Origin of the sequence: Anaeromyxobacter sp. PSR-1 (genome assembly GCF_000964525.1) — a bacterium.
Classification (GTDB): Bacteria; Myxococcota; Myxococcia; order Myxococcales; family Anaeromyxobacteraceae; genus Anaeromyxobacter.
This window is the reverse complement of the sequence record NZ_BAZG01000122.1, coordinates 1-12,828: the sequence shown is the minus strand read 5'-3', so window position 1 is coordinate 12,828 and position 12,828 is coordinate 1. Positions and strand designations below refer to the sequence as shown.

General features: G+C 74.1%; 13 protein-coding genes and 1 pseudogene. 5 read left to right on the top strand and 9 right to left on the bottom strand.

All coding sequences use genetic code 11. The annotated features are described in order from the left end of the window. The 4 genes and pseudogenes from PSR1_RS16175 to PSR1_RS16160 all read left to right on the top strand — a co-directional run. Positions 1–463: pseudogene (locus tag PSR1_RS16175) on the top strand (anti-sigma factor); the annotation flags it as partial. 126 nt (positions 464–589) lie between these two features. Further along, a complete protein-coding gene (locus tag PSR1_RS16170) occupies positions 590–1,789 on the top strand; it encodes an MFS transporter (RefSeq protein WP_059438514.1) in 1,200 nt (399 codons plus the stop codon). A gap of 10 nt (positions 1,790–1,799) precedes the next feature. Further along, positions 1,800–2,303 carry an asparaginase gene (locus PSR1_RS16165; RefSeq protein WP_059438513.1) on the top strand — a complete coding sequence of 168 codons (504 nt, stop codon included), beginning with the start codon at positions 1,800–1,802 and terminating at the stop codon, positions 2,301–2,303. A gap of 292 nt (positions 2,304–2,595) precedes the next feature. Then, on the top strand, positions 2,596–3,726 hold the full coding sequence (locus tag PSR1_RS16160; RefSeq protein WP_059438512.1) for a DUF4382 domain-containing protein: 1,131 nt from the start codon (positions 2,596–2,598) through the stop codon (positions 3,724–3,726). 75 nt (positions 3,727–3,801) lie between these two features. Here PSR1_RS16160 and PSR1_RS16155 read toward each other — a convergent pair whose 3' ends face one another. The 8 genes from PSR1_RS16155 to ric all read right to left on the bottom strand — a co-directional run bounded on the left by PSR1_RS16155 (position 3,802) and on the right by ric (position 10,519). Next, the gene (locus tag PSR1_RS16155) at positions 3,802–4,587 is read right to left on the bottom strand and encodes a 3-hydroxybutyrate dehydrogenase (protein ID WP_059438511.1); all 786 of its coding nucleotides are present in this window, start codon (positions 4,585–4,587) and stop codon (positions 3,802–3,804) included. Further along, positions 4,584–5,525, bottom strand: a complete 942-nt coding sequence (locus tag PSR1_RS16150; RefSeq protein WP_059438510.1) for a branched-chain amino acid ABC transporter permease — start codon at positions 5,523–5,525, stop codon at positions 4,584–4,586. The genes PSR1_RS16155 and PSR1_RS16150 overlap by 4 nt, the downstream gene beginning before the upstream one ends. A 2-nt stretch (positions 5,526–5,527) precedes the next feature. Then, a complete protein-coding gene (locus PSR1_RS16145) occupies positions 5,528–6,394 on the bottom strand; it encodes a branched-chain amino acid ABC transporter permease (RefSeq protein ID WP_059438509.1) in 867 nt (288 codons plus the stop codon). Positions 6,395–6,439: 45 nt separating this feature from the next. Further along, positions 6,440–7,654, bottom strand: coding sequence for an ABC transporter substrate-binding protein (locus PSR1_RS16140; protein ID WP_059438508.1), 1,215 nt, complete (start codon positions 7,652–7,654; stop codon positions 6,440–6,442). Between the two features lie 27 nt (positions 7,655–7,681). Beyond that, a complete protein-coding gene (locus PSR1_RS16135) occupies positions 7,682–8,374 on the bottom strand; it encodes an ABC transporter ATP-binding protein (protein ID WP_152643369.1) in 693 nt (230 codons plus the stop codon). A 35-nt stretch (positions 8,375–8,409) separates the two neighbouring features. Beyond that, entirely contained in the window at positions 8,410–9,162 is a 753-nt protein-coding gene (locus tag PSR1_RS16130; RefSeq protein ID WP_059438506.1) for an ABC transporter ATP-binding protein, read from the bottom strand. A 200-nt stretch (positions 9,163–9,362) separates the two neighbouring features. Then, a complete protein-coding gene (locus PSR1_RS16125) occupies positions 9,363–9,824 on the bottom strand; it encodes a hemerythrin domain-containing protein (protein WP_059438505.1) in 462 nt (153 codons plus the stop codon). After that, positions 9,824–10,519, bottom strand: coding sequence for an iron-sulfur cluster repair di-iron protein (ric, locus tag PSR1_RS16120; RefSeq protein WP_059438504.1), 696 nt, complete (start codon positions 10,517–10,519; stop codon positions 9,824–9,826). The genes PSR1_RS16125 and ric overlap by 1 nt, the downstream gene beginning before the upstream one ends. Positions 10,520–10,646: 127 nt before the next feature. Here ric and PSR1_RS16115 point away from each other — a divergent pair, with 127 nt between their 5' ends. Continuing rightward, a complete protein-coding gene (locus PSR1_RS16115) occupies positions 10,647–11,654 on the top strand; it encodes a sigma-54-dependent Fis family transcriptional regulator (protein WP_059438503.1) in 1,008 nt (335 codons plus the stop codon). Between the two features lie 166 nt (positions 11,655–11,820). Here the strand turns inward: PSR1_RS16115 and PSR1_RS16110 are convergent. After that, positions 11,821–12,828 (bottom strand): 2-oxo acid dehydrogenase subunit E2 (locus tag PSR1_RS16110; protein ID WP_193388371.1); only part of this gene is annotated, 1,008 nt, incomplete at its 5' end.

Here is a 12,828-nt window from a genome sequence, read left to right as displayed (position 1 = left end):
CGCCTGGCTCGCGCGGCGGGGAGGGCCGGGGCTGGATCGCGGCCTCGCCTCCGACGCGGAGCGCACGCACCTGCGCTCCTTCTCGCGCGCCTCGCCTTGCGAGTTCGAGTCGCGCGACCCGGGCGCGGTGGCCTCCTGGCTGGAGGGCGCGCTGGGCTTCGCGGTCCCGGTGCCGGAGCTCCCCGGCGCGACGCTGCTGGGCGCGCGGCGGTGCGCGCTGGGCGGGCAGCCGGCCGCGCACCTCCTGTACCGGGTCGGCGAGCGCGCGCTGACGGTGCTCGTGCCCGGCGCGGGCTCGCCCGCGTCCGCGGCCGTCGAGCGCGTGTCCCGGGCCGGCGCGAGCTGCACCGCGGGGCCGCTCGGCGAGCGGGTCTGCGCGGTGCCGCTGGGGCGGCCCGCGCTGGCGGTGTCGGAGCTGGAGCCGCCGGCGCTCCTGGCGCTGTTCGACGCGCCGCGCGGCTGACGGGCGCCCGCCCGCGGTTCGACGGGCTCATCGCGAGCGGCTCCCGCGCACCCGCGGGCGGCCAGGAAGTCCGGGCGAACGCTTCGGGCGAGCGCGCCGTCCCGATCGGATCTACAACGTCGGGCCGTGCGCGCCTCCCCCTCCGTCCGGTTCATCGTGATCGTGCTCGCCGTCGCGGCTGGCGCGAGCGTCGGCAACCTGTACCTGCTCCAGCCGCTCCTCCCCGAGGTGGCCCGCGCGTTCTCGACCTCGCCGCGGGCGGTGGGGCTGGTCTCGATGCTGACGCAGGTCGGCTATGGCGCCGGCATGTTCCTGTTCGTGCCGCTCGGCGACGTGGTGGAGCGCCGCCGGCTCATGCTGGCGCTGCTCGGCGCGGTGGCGGTGGCGCTGCTCGCGGTGGCCGCCTCGCCGGCGCTGCCGGTGCTGGCGGGCGCGTCGCTGGCGGTCGGCATGACGACGGTGGTGCCGCAGCTGGCGGTCCCGCTCGCGGCGCACGTCGCGCCACCGGAGGAGCGCGGCCGCGCGGTGGGCGCGGTGATGGGCGGGCTGCTGGTGGGCATCCTGCTCGCGCGCACCGCGAGCGGCTTCCTGGGCGCGCACCTGGGCTGGCGCGCGGTGTACGTGGTCGCGGCGGCGCTCATGGTGGCGCTGGCGGCCGCGCTCCGGGCGCTGCTCCCGCGCAGCGAGCCGGACGCGGCCATGCCGTACCCGGCGCTGCTCCGGTCGATGCTCGACATCGCGCGCGAGGAGCCGGTGCTGCGCGAGGCGGCGGCGCTCGGCGCGCTCGGGTTCGCGGCCTTCAGCGTGTTCTGGAGCACGCTCGCGTTCCAGCTCGAGGCGCGGCACGGGCTCGGGCCGGACGTGGCCGGGCTGTTCGGCGTGCTGGGCGCGGCCGGCGCGCTGGCGGCGCCGGTGCTGGGCCGGCTCGCCGACCGGACCAGCCCGCGGGCGAACGCCGGGATCTCCATCGTGGTGGCGCTGGCGGGGTTCGCGGTGTTCGCCGCGAGCGGCAGCGTCCCGGCGCTGGTCGCGGGGGTGCTGCTCCTCGACGTGGGCGTGCAGGGGAACCACGTCTCCAACCTGGCCCGCGTGCACGCCCGCCGGCCGGAGGCGCGCAGCCGGATGAACACCATCTACATGGTGACCTACTTCGCCGGCGGCGCGCTCGGGACCGCGGTGGGCACCTGGGCCTGGACCGCCCGCGGCTGGGCCGGCGTGTGCGCGGCGGGCGCGGCGTTCCTCCTGGCCGCGCTGGCCGTGTGGGCGCTCGGGCTGCGGCGCGCCCCCGCCGCGGCGCGCGACGGATCCCGCGGCAACCCGGCCTGACCGGATTAGAATGCGCCCCGTGAGCCAGCCCATTCGCGTGTTCGTGACCGGCGGTACCTTCGACAAGGAGTACGACGAGCTGTCCGGCCGGCTCTACTTCAAGGACACGCACCTGCCGGAGATGCTGCGGCTGGCGCGGTGCCGCCTCGAGGTGAGCGTCCGGAACCTCATGATGGTGGACAGCCTCGACATGACCGACGCCGACCGGCGCATCATCGTGGAGAGCTGCCGCGCCGCCGCCGAGGACCGCGTCGTCGTGACCCACGGCACCGACACCATGGCCGAGACGGCGCGGGCGCTCCTCGCCGCCGGCCTGGGCAAGACGGTCGTGCTCACCGGCGCGATGATCCCGTACGCGTTCGGCAGCTCCGACGGCCTGTTCAACCTCGGCAGCGCGCTCTCGTTCGCGCAGGTGCTGCCGCCCGGCGTCTACGTGGCCATGAACGGCCGCGTGTTCGCGGGCGACAAGGTCCGCAAGAACCGGCAGACCGGGATCTTCGAGGACCTCGCCTAGCCCCGATCGGCCACGGGACGCGACGCCCGCGCGCGCTGCTCCGGCGCGCCGCACCCGCGCCGGCCTGGAGCTTCTCCCCGCTGCGTCGCAGCGCCGCGGCGGCGCGGGCCGTGCTGTGCCCTGACGTGGCGTCGCGCAACCCGGGGGCGCCGGGGTCGTCCGAGGTGGGTGGAGGTCGTTAACAGGAAATTCAGGGCCTGAGACGAGCGTTCCCCGGGCCCGAGTGTTCAAGGTTGCGACCGCCAGCCCGGTAGCTGGCGTCGCTCCCCTGGTCATCGAAGGAGGTTCGTACATGAAGCTTCAGGGTCTTCGCATCGCGCTCGCTGGCGCGCTCGCGCTCGGCCTCGCCGCGTGCGGCTCGTCCAGCAGCAACGACGCTCCCGCGCGGATCAACGTCCACCTGGTGGATGCGCCCGGCGACTACGTGCAGCTGTTCCTCGACGTCCGCGAGGTGCAGATCAACGGACCGGACGGCTGGCAGACGCTCGGCACCTGGACCGGCGGCCCCATCGACCTGCTCACGCTCACCAACGGCGTGAGCCAGACGCTGGCCGACAACGCGCCCATCGCCGCCGGCCACTACGGGCAGATGCGCCTGCTGCTCGGGCCGGACAACACCGTGGTGGTGGACGGCATCGCCGAGCCGCAGCCGCTGAAGGTGCCCTCGGGCATGCAGTCCGGCGTGAAGCTCACCGTCAACTTCGACGTCGAGCCCGGCACCACCAAGGACGTCTTCATCGACTTCGACGCCCACAAGTCCATCTTCGTCCACCGCGCCGGCAACTCCGACCAGTACATCCTCCGGCCGGTGGTGCGCGCGTTCGACCAGGTGGTCACCGGCACGATCTCCGGCACGGTCACCGCGGGCGGCACGGCGGTGGCGGGCGCAAAGGTGCTGATCGAGACGGTCGAGGGCGGCGCGCCGAGCGTGGTCCGCTCCACCGTGACCGGCGCCGACGGCAAGTACGCGGTCGGCCTGCTGCCGGTCGCCGCCATCTACTACGTGGTCACGCAGCCGGTGGTCGCCGGCACGGTCTACCAGACGTTCGCGAGCGGCCCCATCGCGCTCACCGCGGCGGCGCCGCTGCCGGTGCAGGACGTCGCGCTCACCGTGGCGGCCGAGCACGGCGGGATCACCGGGGCGGTGACGCCCATCGCCACCGACACGCAGCGCGACCTGCTGCAGGTCATCCAGCCCTTCGGGGCGACGCCGGTGAACCTGATCGTCCGCGAGGTCACCCCGGTGGTGGCCGCGACCGAGACGTTCGCGGCGCCGGACCTGCCGACGGGCGCGTACTCGCTGGTGCTCGTCCGCGACACCTTCGACGCGAACGGCGACCAGACCGGCCACGCCGTGGCCGCGCCGGTGGCCGCGACCGTGACGAACGGCGCCACGGCGAACGTGGCGCTCACGGCGCCGTAGCGGCGCCGCGCCGGGAGGGGAGACGGCCCCGCTGGCCTTCACGGGCGGCGGGGCCGTGCCTTTCCGGGCGGCGCGCTACTGGGCGGTGTACCCGCCGTCCACCACCGCCGCGGCCCCGGTGACGCCGGCGGCGCGGTCGCTCGCGAGGAACAGCGCGTAGTCGGCCACCTCGCGCGGCGAGAGCAGGCGGCGCTGCGGGACGAGCGGGTAGATGACGTCCTCCAGCACGCGCTCGAGCGGCACGCCGCGGGTCCGGGCCAGGTCGGCGAGCTGGTTGCGCACGAGCGGCGTGTCCACGTAGCCGGGGCAGAGCGCGTTCACGGTGATGCCGTCGGCGGCGCCCTCCAGCGCGGCCACCTTGGTGAGCCCGAGCAGCCCGTGCTTGGCGCTGTTGTAGGCCGCCTTGCCGGCGAAGCCGACCAGCCCGTTCACCGAGGCCACGTTCACGACGCGCCCGTGCCGCTGCCGGCGCATCACCGGGAACGCGTGCTTGGTGGCGAGGAACGGGCCGACCAGCATGACCCGCAGCAGCAGCTCGAAGCGCTCGGTCGGGAAGGCGTCGAGCGGCGCCACGTGCTGCAGCCCGGCGTTGTTCACGAGCACGTCGAGCCGCCCGTGCGCCGCGACCACCGCGGCGACCGCCCGCTGCACGTCCGCCTCGCGGGTCACGTCGCAGCCGATGCCCTGCGCCGCGAGCCCCTCGGCGGCCAGCGCGGCGGCGGCCCGCCCGGCGCCCTCGGGGTCGAGGTCGGCCAGCACCACCCGGGCCCCCTCGCGCGCGAGCTGCTCCGCGATCTCGCGGCCGATGCCGCTCGCCGCGCCGGTGACCAGCGCGGCCCGCCCCTCCAGCCCAGCGCTCATGGCTTCCCTCCGGTGAACGACCGCCGCACCAGCGCGCGGACCTCGCCCACGATCCCGCGGCGGAACGCGACCACGCAGGCGACGAACACCGCGCCGGTGATCACCGTCACCCAGGATCCCGTGTCGGCAAGGTAGTTCTCGAGCGCCACCACCAGCAGCGCCCCCACCGAAGGCCCGAGCACGGTGCCCATGCCGCCGAGCAGGGTCATGAGCACCACCTCGCCCGACCGGTGCCAGTGCACGTCGGAGAGGGACGCGAACTGGAGCACCAGCGCCTTCAGCCCGCCGGCCAGGCCGGACACGCCGGCCGAGAGCACGAACGCGAGCAGCTTGTACCGGGCCACGTCGTAGCCGAGCGACACGGCGCGCGGCTCGTTCTCGCGGATGGCGCGGAGCACGTGGCCGAACGGCGAGTGGATGGCGCGGTGGAGCAGCCAGAAGCCGCCGAGGAACGCGGCGTACACGAACCAGTAGGCGGTGCGCGGGTCGTCGAGCGGGAAGAGCCCGAGCGCGCGGCCGCGCGGGATCCCCTGCAGCCCGTCCTCGCCGCCGGTCCAGGGCAGCTGGACCACCAGGAAGTACACGAGCTGCGCGAAGCCCAGCGTGATCATCGCGAAGTAGATGCCGGAGCGCCGGATGGCGAGCGCCCCGAACACGAGGCCCAGCGCGGCGGCGAGCGCGGTGCCGAGGAGCACCGCCAGCTCGGGCGGCAGCCCCCAGCTGCGGAGCGCCCAGCCGGTGGTGTAGGCGGACGCGCCCAGGAACGCGGCGTGGCCGAACGAGAGCAGGCCGGTGTAGCCGAGCAGCAGGTTGAACGCGCTCGCGAACAGCGCGAGGCAGAGCACGTTCATGGCGAAGACCGGGTACACCACGAACGGCGCGGCGAGGCCCAGCGCGAGCAGCGCGATCCAGCCCCAGGTGACGAGCCGGCCGGGCATGGCTAGCGCTCCCTCCCGAACAGCCCGGCGGGGCGCACGAGCAGGACGAGCGCCATCACCACGAACACCACCACGCTCGAGGCGGGCGGGTACCAGAAGCGCGTGAGCCCCTCGAGCAGCCCGACGCCCAGGCCGGTGACGATGGCGCCGCCGATCGACCCCATTCCGCCGATCACCACCACCGCAAACACCACCATGATGACGCTCGACCCCATGAGCGGCGTCACCTGGTAGACCGGCGCGGCCACCACGCCGGCGAACGCGGCGAGCGCGGCGCCGAAGCCGTAGGTGAGCGTGAACATGAGCGGCACGTTCACCCCGAACGCCTGCAGGAGCCTCGGGTTCTCGGTGCCGGCGCGCAGGTACGCGCCGAGCTTGGTCCGCTCGATCACGAACCAGCAGGCGAGGCACACCGCCAGCGACAGCCCCACGGCCCAGGCGCGGTACAGCGGCAGGAACATGAAGCCGAGGTTCACGCCGCCGCGCAGCCAGCCCGGCACCGGGTAGGCGAAGCCGGAGTTGCCGTAGGCGTGGTGGAACAGCCCCTCGGCGATGAGCGTGAGGCCGAAGGTGAGCAGGAGGCCGTAGAGCGGATCGAGCCCCTGCAGGCGGCGCAGGAGCGTGCGCTCCACCACCATGCCGACGAGGCCGACCGCGAGCGGCGCGAGCAGGAGCGCCCAGCCGTACGGGATGCCCAGGTAGGTGAGCGCCATCCACGCCGCGAAGGCGCCCATCATGTACTGCGCGCCGTGGGCGAAGTTCACCACGTCGAGCAGGCCGAAGATGACCGCGAGGCCCAGCGAGAGGAGCGCGTAGAACGAGCCGTTGATGAGGCCGAGGAACAGCTGGCCGAAGAGCGCCTGGGTCATGGCGGAGCGGGCCCGCCCCCGGGGCGCGGGGGCGGGCGGGCCGGGCTACCTCTTCGCCAGCGGGCAGGCCTGGGCCTCGACCGAGGGGAACGCCTCGGCGGCCGGGATGGTCTTCACGATCTGGTAGTAGTCCCAGGGCTGCTTCGAGTCCTTGGGCGCCTTCACGCGGGCGAGGTACATGTCGTGGCGCAGCAGGCCGTCGGGCCCGATGCGCGCGTTCTTCGCGAAGAAGTCGTTCACCGGCGTCTCGCGCATCTTCGCCATCACCGCGTCGGCGTCGTCGGTGCCGGCCGCCTGCACCGCCTTCAGGTAGTGCATCACCGACGAGTACACGCCGGCCTGGACCATGGTCGGCATCTTCCCGTGCTTCTGGAAGAAGCGCCGCGACCACTTGCGCGTCTCGTCGTTCAGGTCCCAGTAGAACGCGGTGGTGAGGTACATGCCCTTGGCCGCCTCGAGGCCGAGGCTGTGCACGTCGGTGATGAACACGAGCAGGCCGGCCAGGCTCTGCTTCGGCGTGATCCCGAACTCCTCGGCCTGGCGGATCGAGTTGACGGTGTCGGCCCCGGCGTTGGCGAGGCCGATGATCTTCGCGCCGGAGCCCTGCGCCTGGAGCAGGTAGCTGGAGAAGTCGGTGGTGCCGGGGGAGGGGTAGCGCGCGGCGCCGAGCACCTTGCCGCCGGCCGCCTTCACCACCTTGGTGGTGTCCTCCTCGAGCGACTTGCCGAAGATGTAGTCGGCGGTCAGGAAGAACCAGGAGTCGCCGCCCTGCTTCACCACCTCGCGGCCGGTGCCGTTCGCGAGCGCCCAGTTGTTGTAGGTGTAGTGCACGTTGTAGCGGGTGCACTTCTCGCCGGTGAACGCGGTGGTGCCCGGGCCGGAGAGGAGCGTGATGCGCTTCTTCTCCGCCGCAACCGGCATCACCGCGCCGGCGGTGGACGAGGAGACCAGGTCCACGATGGCGTCCACCTGACCCTCGTCGATCCACTTGCGCGCGATGTTGGAGGCGACGTCGGCCTTGAGCTGGTGGTCGGCGGAGACGAGCTCGACGGGCTTGCCGAGGACCTTGCCGCCGAAGTCCTCCACGGCCATCCGCGCCGCCAGCACCGAGCCGGGGCCGGCCAGGTCGGCGTAGTAGCCGGTCATGTCGGTGAGGACGCCGAGCTTGACCTTGCCGTCGGAGAGCTTCTCCGCGGCGGGGGCGGGCGCGGCGCCGGCGGCGAGGCCGGCGGCGACGAGGGCGAGGGCGAACCGGTGCATGCTTCCTCCCATCCGTGTGTGCGGGCGTCAGACGCCCAGGAACCGCTGCAGCGACTCCATCCGTGAGTCCAGCTCGGCGCGCGCCACCTCGCCGACCACCCGGCCGCGCTCGACGAGCAGGTGCCGGTCGGCGAGCGGCGCGACGAAGCGGAAGTTCTGCTCCACCAGCACCAGCGTGAACCCGTGGTCCTTGAGCGCGCGGACCGCCCGCCCCAGCGCCTGCACGATCACCGGGGCGAGCCCCTCGGTGATCTCGTCGAGCAGCAGCAGGCGCGCGCCGGTGCGCAGGATCCGGGCGAGCGCCAGCATCTGCTGCTCGCCGCCGGAGAGGCGCGACCCGGGGCTCCTGCGGCGCTCCCACAGGTTCGGGAACATCTCGTAGATGCGCTCGAGCGGCATCCCGCCGCTGCGCACCTCGGGGAGCAGGGTGAGGTTCTCCTCGGCGGTGAGGCGGGAGAAGATGCCGCGCTCCTCCGGGCAGTAGCCGACGCCCAGGTGCACGATCCGGTGCGTGGGCATGCGGACGGTCTCGCGCCCGTTCACCACCACCGAGCCGCTCCGCCGGCCGGTGAGGCCGAGGATGGCCTTCAGCGTGGTGGTGCGGCCGGAGCCGTTCCGCCCGAGCAGCGTCACCACCTCGCCGGCGGCCACCGCGAGGTCCACGCCGTGGAGCACGTGCGACTCGCCGTAGAACGCGTGCAGGCCGGAGACGCGCAGCATCTCGCCGGCGGGCGCGGGCGCGGGGAAGGGCTCGGTCACGGGGACGCCCCGATGTACGCCTCGAGCACCGCCGGATCGCGCGAGACCTCGTCGTAGCTCCCCTCGGCGAGCACGCTCCCGCGCGCGAGCACCGTGACGCGGTCGGCGAGGTCGCGCACCACCGAGAGGTTGTGCTCGACGAGCACCACCGTCCGGCCCTCGGCGACCTTGCGGATGAGGCCCACCACGCGCCCGACGTCCTCGTGGCCCATGCCCTGGGTCGGCTCGTCGAGCAGCATCACCTCCGGCTCGAGCGCGAGCGTGGTGGCGATCTCGAGCGCGCGCTTGCGGCCGTAGGGCAGCTCGACGGTGGTGACCTGCTCCTGCCCCTCCAGGCCCACCGCCGCCAGCAGCTCGCGGGCGCGGGCGTCGAGGACCGCGAGCGAGCGCTCCGGCCGCCAGAAGTGGAAGGAGGTCCCGAGGCCGCGCTGCAGCGCGACGCGCACGTTCTCGAGCGCGGTGAGGTCCGGGAACACCGCCGAGACCTGGAACGAGCGGACCAGCCCGCGGCGGGCGATCTCGGCGGGGCGGGCGCGGGTGATGTCCTCGCCGCGGAACAGGATGCTGCCGCGGGTCGCGGGGAGGAAGCGGGTGAGCAGGTTGAAGACGGTGGTCTTGCCGGCGCCGTTCGGCCCGATGAGCGCGTGGATGCTGCCGCGCGCCACGCGCAGCGAGACGCCGTTCACGGCCACGAACCCCTGGAACGCCTTCACCAGCTCGCGCGTCTCCAGGATCGTCTCGCCGTCCATACGCCTCCGCCGCCCCCGGGGAAGGCTCCATTAAGCAGGATGATACGGCCTGTCGAGGTGTGCCGCCCCGTGAAGGTCGCGCTCTTCGTGAATGCGTGGACCCGCACGGAGCGTGCTCGCGGCCCGGCGGGGATCGCGCGGTGCGTCGAGGCATCGACGATGGGCCGCGGACGGGGCCCCGGCGCGGACCGACCGGGGGCTCAGGGGAGCGCGGGCGAGAGGGGGCCGCCGATGGCGTGCCCGGCCGCGGTCTCGTCGAGGATGGGGAAGAACACCGCTTCCTCCAGCTCGAAGTGCGCGAGCACCACGCCCAGCAGGCGGTCGGTGTGGCGGACGAAGCCGGCGGCGTCGTCGGGGTCGCCGGCGCGCCGGGCCAGCTCGGCCATCCAGCGGTGGATGATGTCGTGCTCGTAGCGCATCGAGGCGCTGAACGCGCGCGGCCCCTCGCAGGCGAACTTGTCCACCACCGGGTGGAGCGTCCGCTCCTCCCACTCCAGGTGACCGCGCAGGCAGCGGTCGAGCCCGGCGACCACCTCGCGCATGGCGGCGGCGCGCGCCGCCGGCGGGCCGGCGGTGACCGCGCCCGCCTTCTCCGCCACCTCCTGCAGCCGCGCCCGGATCCCGGCGCGCGTGGCGCGCAGGGCGTCGGTCGGGCGGGCCATCAGCCGCGCGCCTCCGCGGCGGCGCGCCCGGCGAAGCGCGGCATGAGCACGTGGTTCTCGAGGTGGACGTGGCGGAGCACGTCGGCCTCCAGCGTCTCCAGCTCGCTCATGAGGACGCGGTAGCTGCGGCAGCCCCACTCCGGCACGTCGAACCCCTCCGACAGCGAGCGGATGCGCTCCAGCAGCGCGCCGACCTGGAGGTGGTCGCTCATCATGCCGTCGAGCTCCTTGCGGAGGATCTCGCGGTCCGGCGCCGGCGAGAGGAGCGCGGGGAACAGCACCGCCTCCTCGTGGTCGAGGTGCGGCTCGAGCGCGCCGGCCAGCTCGAGGAAGGCGTCGCGCACGCCGAACAGGCGCGGGTTGTGGTCCCCGTGCACGCTCGCGACCTTGTGCGCGAGCGGCTCGAGGAAGGGCAGGGTCCGGCGCAGGTAGGCGTGGTGGCGGTCCACGATGCGGGCGACGAGCGCGAAGGTGGAGAGCGCGCGCGGGTCGTCGTCGCCGTCCGCCTGCGGGAGCGCGGCGTCCAGCTCGGCGAAGACGGCCTCGGGGTCGATCGCGCGCGGGCGGCAGGCCTCGGCGACGCTCACGTCCCCGTGGCAGCAGAAGTCGATGCGGTGCTTCTGGAAGATGCGGGCGGTGACGGCGTGGGCGGTGACGATCTCGGCGACGGTGGCGTTGCGGTCGATGGCAGGCATGTTCGTTCGGGTCTCCTCGGAGGGACCCCAGAGCACGGGCCGTGCCGACCGCGGGAGGCCCGGTTTCCGGCCGGAATGCGCGGATGCGCGCGGGGCCGGGCCAGGTTAAGCACCAGCCTGGAACACCATGGAACGCCTTCCGGTGATGAGCGATGCCTGCGCGGTCTGCGGCCTGGGGACCGTGGTCGCGCGCGTGCGGCGCACCACGCACGTGGTCGCGGAGAGTCCGGCCATGCAGGCGGTGCTGGTCCGGGCGCGCGACTTCGCCGACGCCGACGCGCCGGTCGTCGTCCTGGGCGAGAGCGGGACGGGCAAGGAGGTGGTCGCCCGCGCGCTCCACGCGAGCAGCCCGCGGGGCGCCCGCCCGTTCGTGGCGGTGAACGTGGCCGCGCTGCCGGCGGAGCTGCTCGAGTCCGAGCTGTTCGGCCACGTGAAGGGCGCGTTCACCGGCGCGACCGCCGAGAAGCAGGGCCTGCTGGAGGCGGCGCACGGGGGCACGCTCTTCCTCGACGAGATCGGCGAGATGCCGCTGCCGCTCCAGGCGAAGCTGCTGCGGGCGCTCGAGGACGGCGAGGTGCGCCGGGTGGGGGACACGCGCGCGTTCGGCGTGGACGTCCGCTTCGTGTGCGCCACGCACCAGGACCTGGCGCGCCTGGTGTCGGAGGGGCGGTTCCGCGAGGACCTGTACTACCGGCTGAAGGTGCTGGTGCTGCGCCTCCCGCCGCTCCGCGATCGGCCGGAGGACGTGCTGCCGCTGGCGCGCCGCTTCCTCGCCGAGGAGAAGCGGCCCGGGCCGGGGTTCTCCCCCGAGGCCGAGCGGCGGCTCCTCGCCTACCGCTGGCCGGGCAACGTGCGCGAGCTCGGCAACGTGGTCCGCTACGCGGCGGCGGTGGCGCGCGGCGCCGAGATCCGGCCCGAGCACCTGCCGGAGGAGCTGACCGCGCCGGCCGGCCCCGCGGCGCGCGACGGCGCGTTCGGACCGGCCCCGATGGCGACGCTCGCCGAGGTGGAGCGGGCGCACGTGCTCGCGGTGCTCGAGCGCTGCGGCGGCTCGCAGGCCGAGGCCGCGCGCGTGCTCGGCATCGGCCGGAACACGCTCTGGCGGAAGCTGAAGGCCTTCGACTCCGGCCGCTGATCCCGGCCCTTCGACTCCCGCTCACCCTGGCCTTCGAACCCCCCGCTCATCCCGAGCGTAGCGCCGCGGCAGCGGCGCGGAGTCGAGGGACGCTCGGGGTGAGCGGGGTCCTCCTGGTCGCTCATCCCGAGCGTAGCGCCGCGGCAGCGGCGCGGAGTCGAGGGACCTACAGCACGATCCGCCGCAGGTCCCCGAGCAGCTGGGCCAGGTAGGTCGTGATCCGCGCGGCCAGCGCGCCGTCGATGACGCGGTGGTCGTAGGAGAGGGACAGCGGCAGCATCAGCCGGGGCTGGAACTGCGCGCCGTCCCACACCGGGCGCATGGCGCTGCGGGAGACGCCCAGGATGGCGACCTCCGGCGCGTTGATGATGGGCGTGAAGGCGGTGCCGCCGATGCCGCCCAGGCTGGAGATGGAGAAGCAGCCGCCCTGCACGTCGGCGGGGCCGAGCTTCCCGTCGCGCGCCTTCGCGGCCAGCTCGCCGAGCTCCTTCGCGAGCTGCAGCACGCCCTTCTGGTCGGCGTCCTTCAGCACCGGCACCACCAGCCCCTGCGGCGTGTCGGCGGCGAAGCCGACGTGGAAGTAGCGCTTCAGCACCAGCTCGTCGCCGTCGAGCGAGGCGTTCAGCTCGGGGAAGCGCTTCATGGCGGCGACGCAGGCCTTCACCAGGAAGGCGAGCAGCGTCACCTTCACGCCCTGCTTCTCGTGCTCGCGGTTCAGCTCGACCCGGAAGCGCTCCAGCTCGGTGATGTCCGCCTCGTCGAACTGCGTGACGTGCGGGATCATCACCCAGTTCCGCGCCAGGTTGGTCCGCGACAGCTTGCGGATGCGCGAGAGCGGCTGGCGCTCCACCGGGCCGAAGCGGGCGAAGTCCACCTTGGGCCAGGGCGCGAGGTCGAGCGCGCCGCCCCCGCCGCCGCCCGCCTCGATCCGGGCGAGCGAGGCCTTCACGAACTTCTGCACGTCGTCCTGCAGGATGCGGCCGCGCGGGCCGCTGCCCTCCACGCGGGCGAGGTTCACGCCCAGCTCGCGGGCGAGCTTGCGGACCGAGGGCGAGGCGTGCGGGACGGGACCCTGGGCACCGCCCTCCGACGGCACCGGCGGCGGGGCCGGGACCGGCGCGGGCGCGGCGGCCTTCGCCGCGGGGCGGCGGGCGGTGCGGCCTGCGTCGTCGGC

Excerpts from the sequence above, each read along its gene's own strand:
- PSR1_RS16165 (WP_059438513.1), top strand. The coding sequence starts at position 1,800 with ATGCGCCCCGTGAGCCAGCCCATTCGCGTGTTCGTGACCGGCGGTACC.
- PSR1_RS16160 (WP_059438512.1), top strand. The coding sequence starts at position 2,596 with ATGAAGCTTCAGGGTCTTCGCATCGCGCTCGCTGGCGCGCTCGCGCTC.
- PSR1_RS16155 (WP_059438511.1), bottom strand. The coding sequence starts at position 4,587 with ATGAGCGCTGGGCTGGAGGGGCGGGCCGCGCTGGTCACCGGCGCGGCG.
- PSR1_RS16150 (WP_059438510.1), bottom strand. The coding sequence starts at position 5,525 with ATGCCCGGCCGGCTCGTCACCTGGGGCTGGATCGCGCTGCTCGCGCTG.
- PSR1_RS16145 (WP_059438509.1), bottom strand. The coding sequence starts at position 6,394 with ATGACCCAGGCGCTCTTCGGCCAGCTGTTCCTCGGCCTCATCAACGGC.
- PSR1_RS16140 (WP_059438508.1), bottom strand. The coding sequence starts at position 7,654 with ATGCACCGGTTCGCCCTCGCCCTCGTCGCCGCCGGCCTCGCCGCCGGC.
- PSR1_RS16135 (WP_152643369.1), bottom strand. The coding sequence starts at position 8,374 with ATGCTGCGCGTCTCCGGCCTGCACGCGTTCTACGGCGAGTCGCACGTG.
- PSR1_RS16130 (WP_059438506.1), bottom strand. The coding sequence starts at position 9,162 with ATGGACGGCGAGACGATCCTGGAGACGCGCGAGCTGGTGAAGGCGTTC.
- PSR1_RS16125 (WP_059438505.1), bottom strand. The coding sequence starts at position 9,824 with ATGGCCCGCCCGACCGACGCCCTGCGCGCCACGCGCGCCGGGATCCGG.
- ric (WP_059438504.1), bottom strand. The coding sequence starts at position 10,519 with ATGCCTGCCATCGACCGCAACGCCACCGTCGCCGAGATCGTCACCGCC.
- PSR1_RS16115 (WP_059438503.1), top strand. The coding sequence starts at position 10,647 with ATGGAACGCCTTCCGGTGATGAGCGATGCCTGCGCGGTCTGCGGCCTG.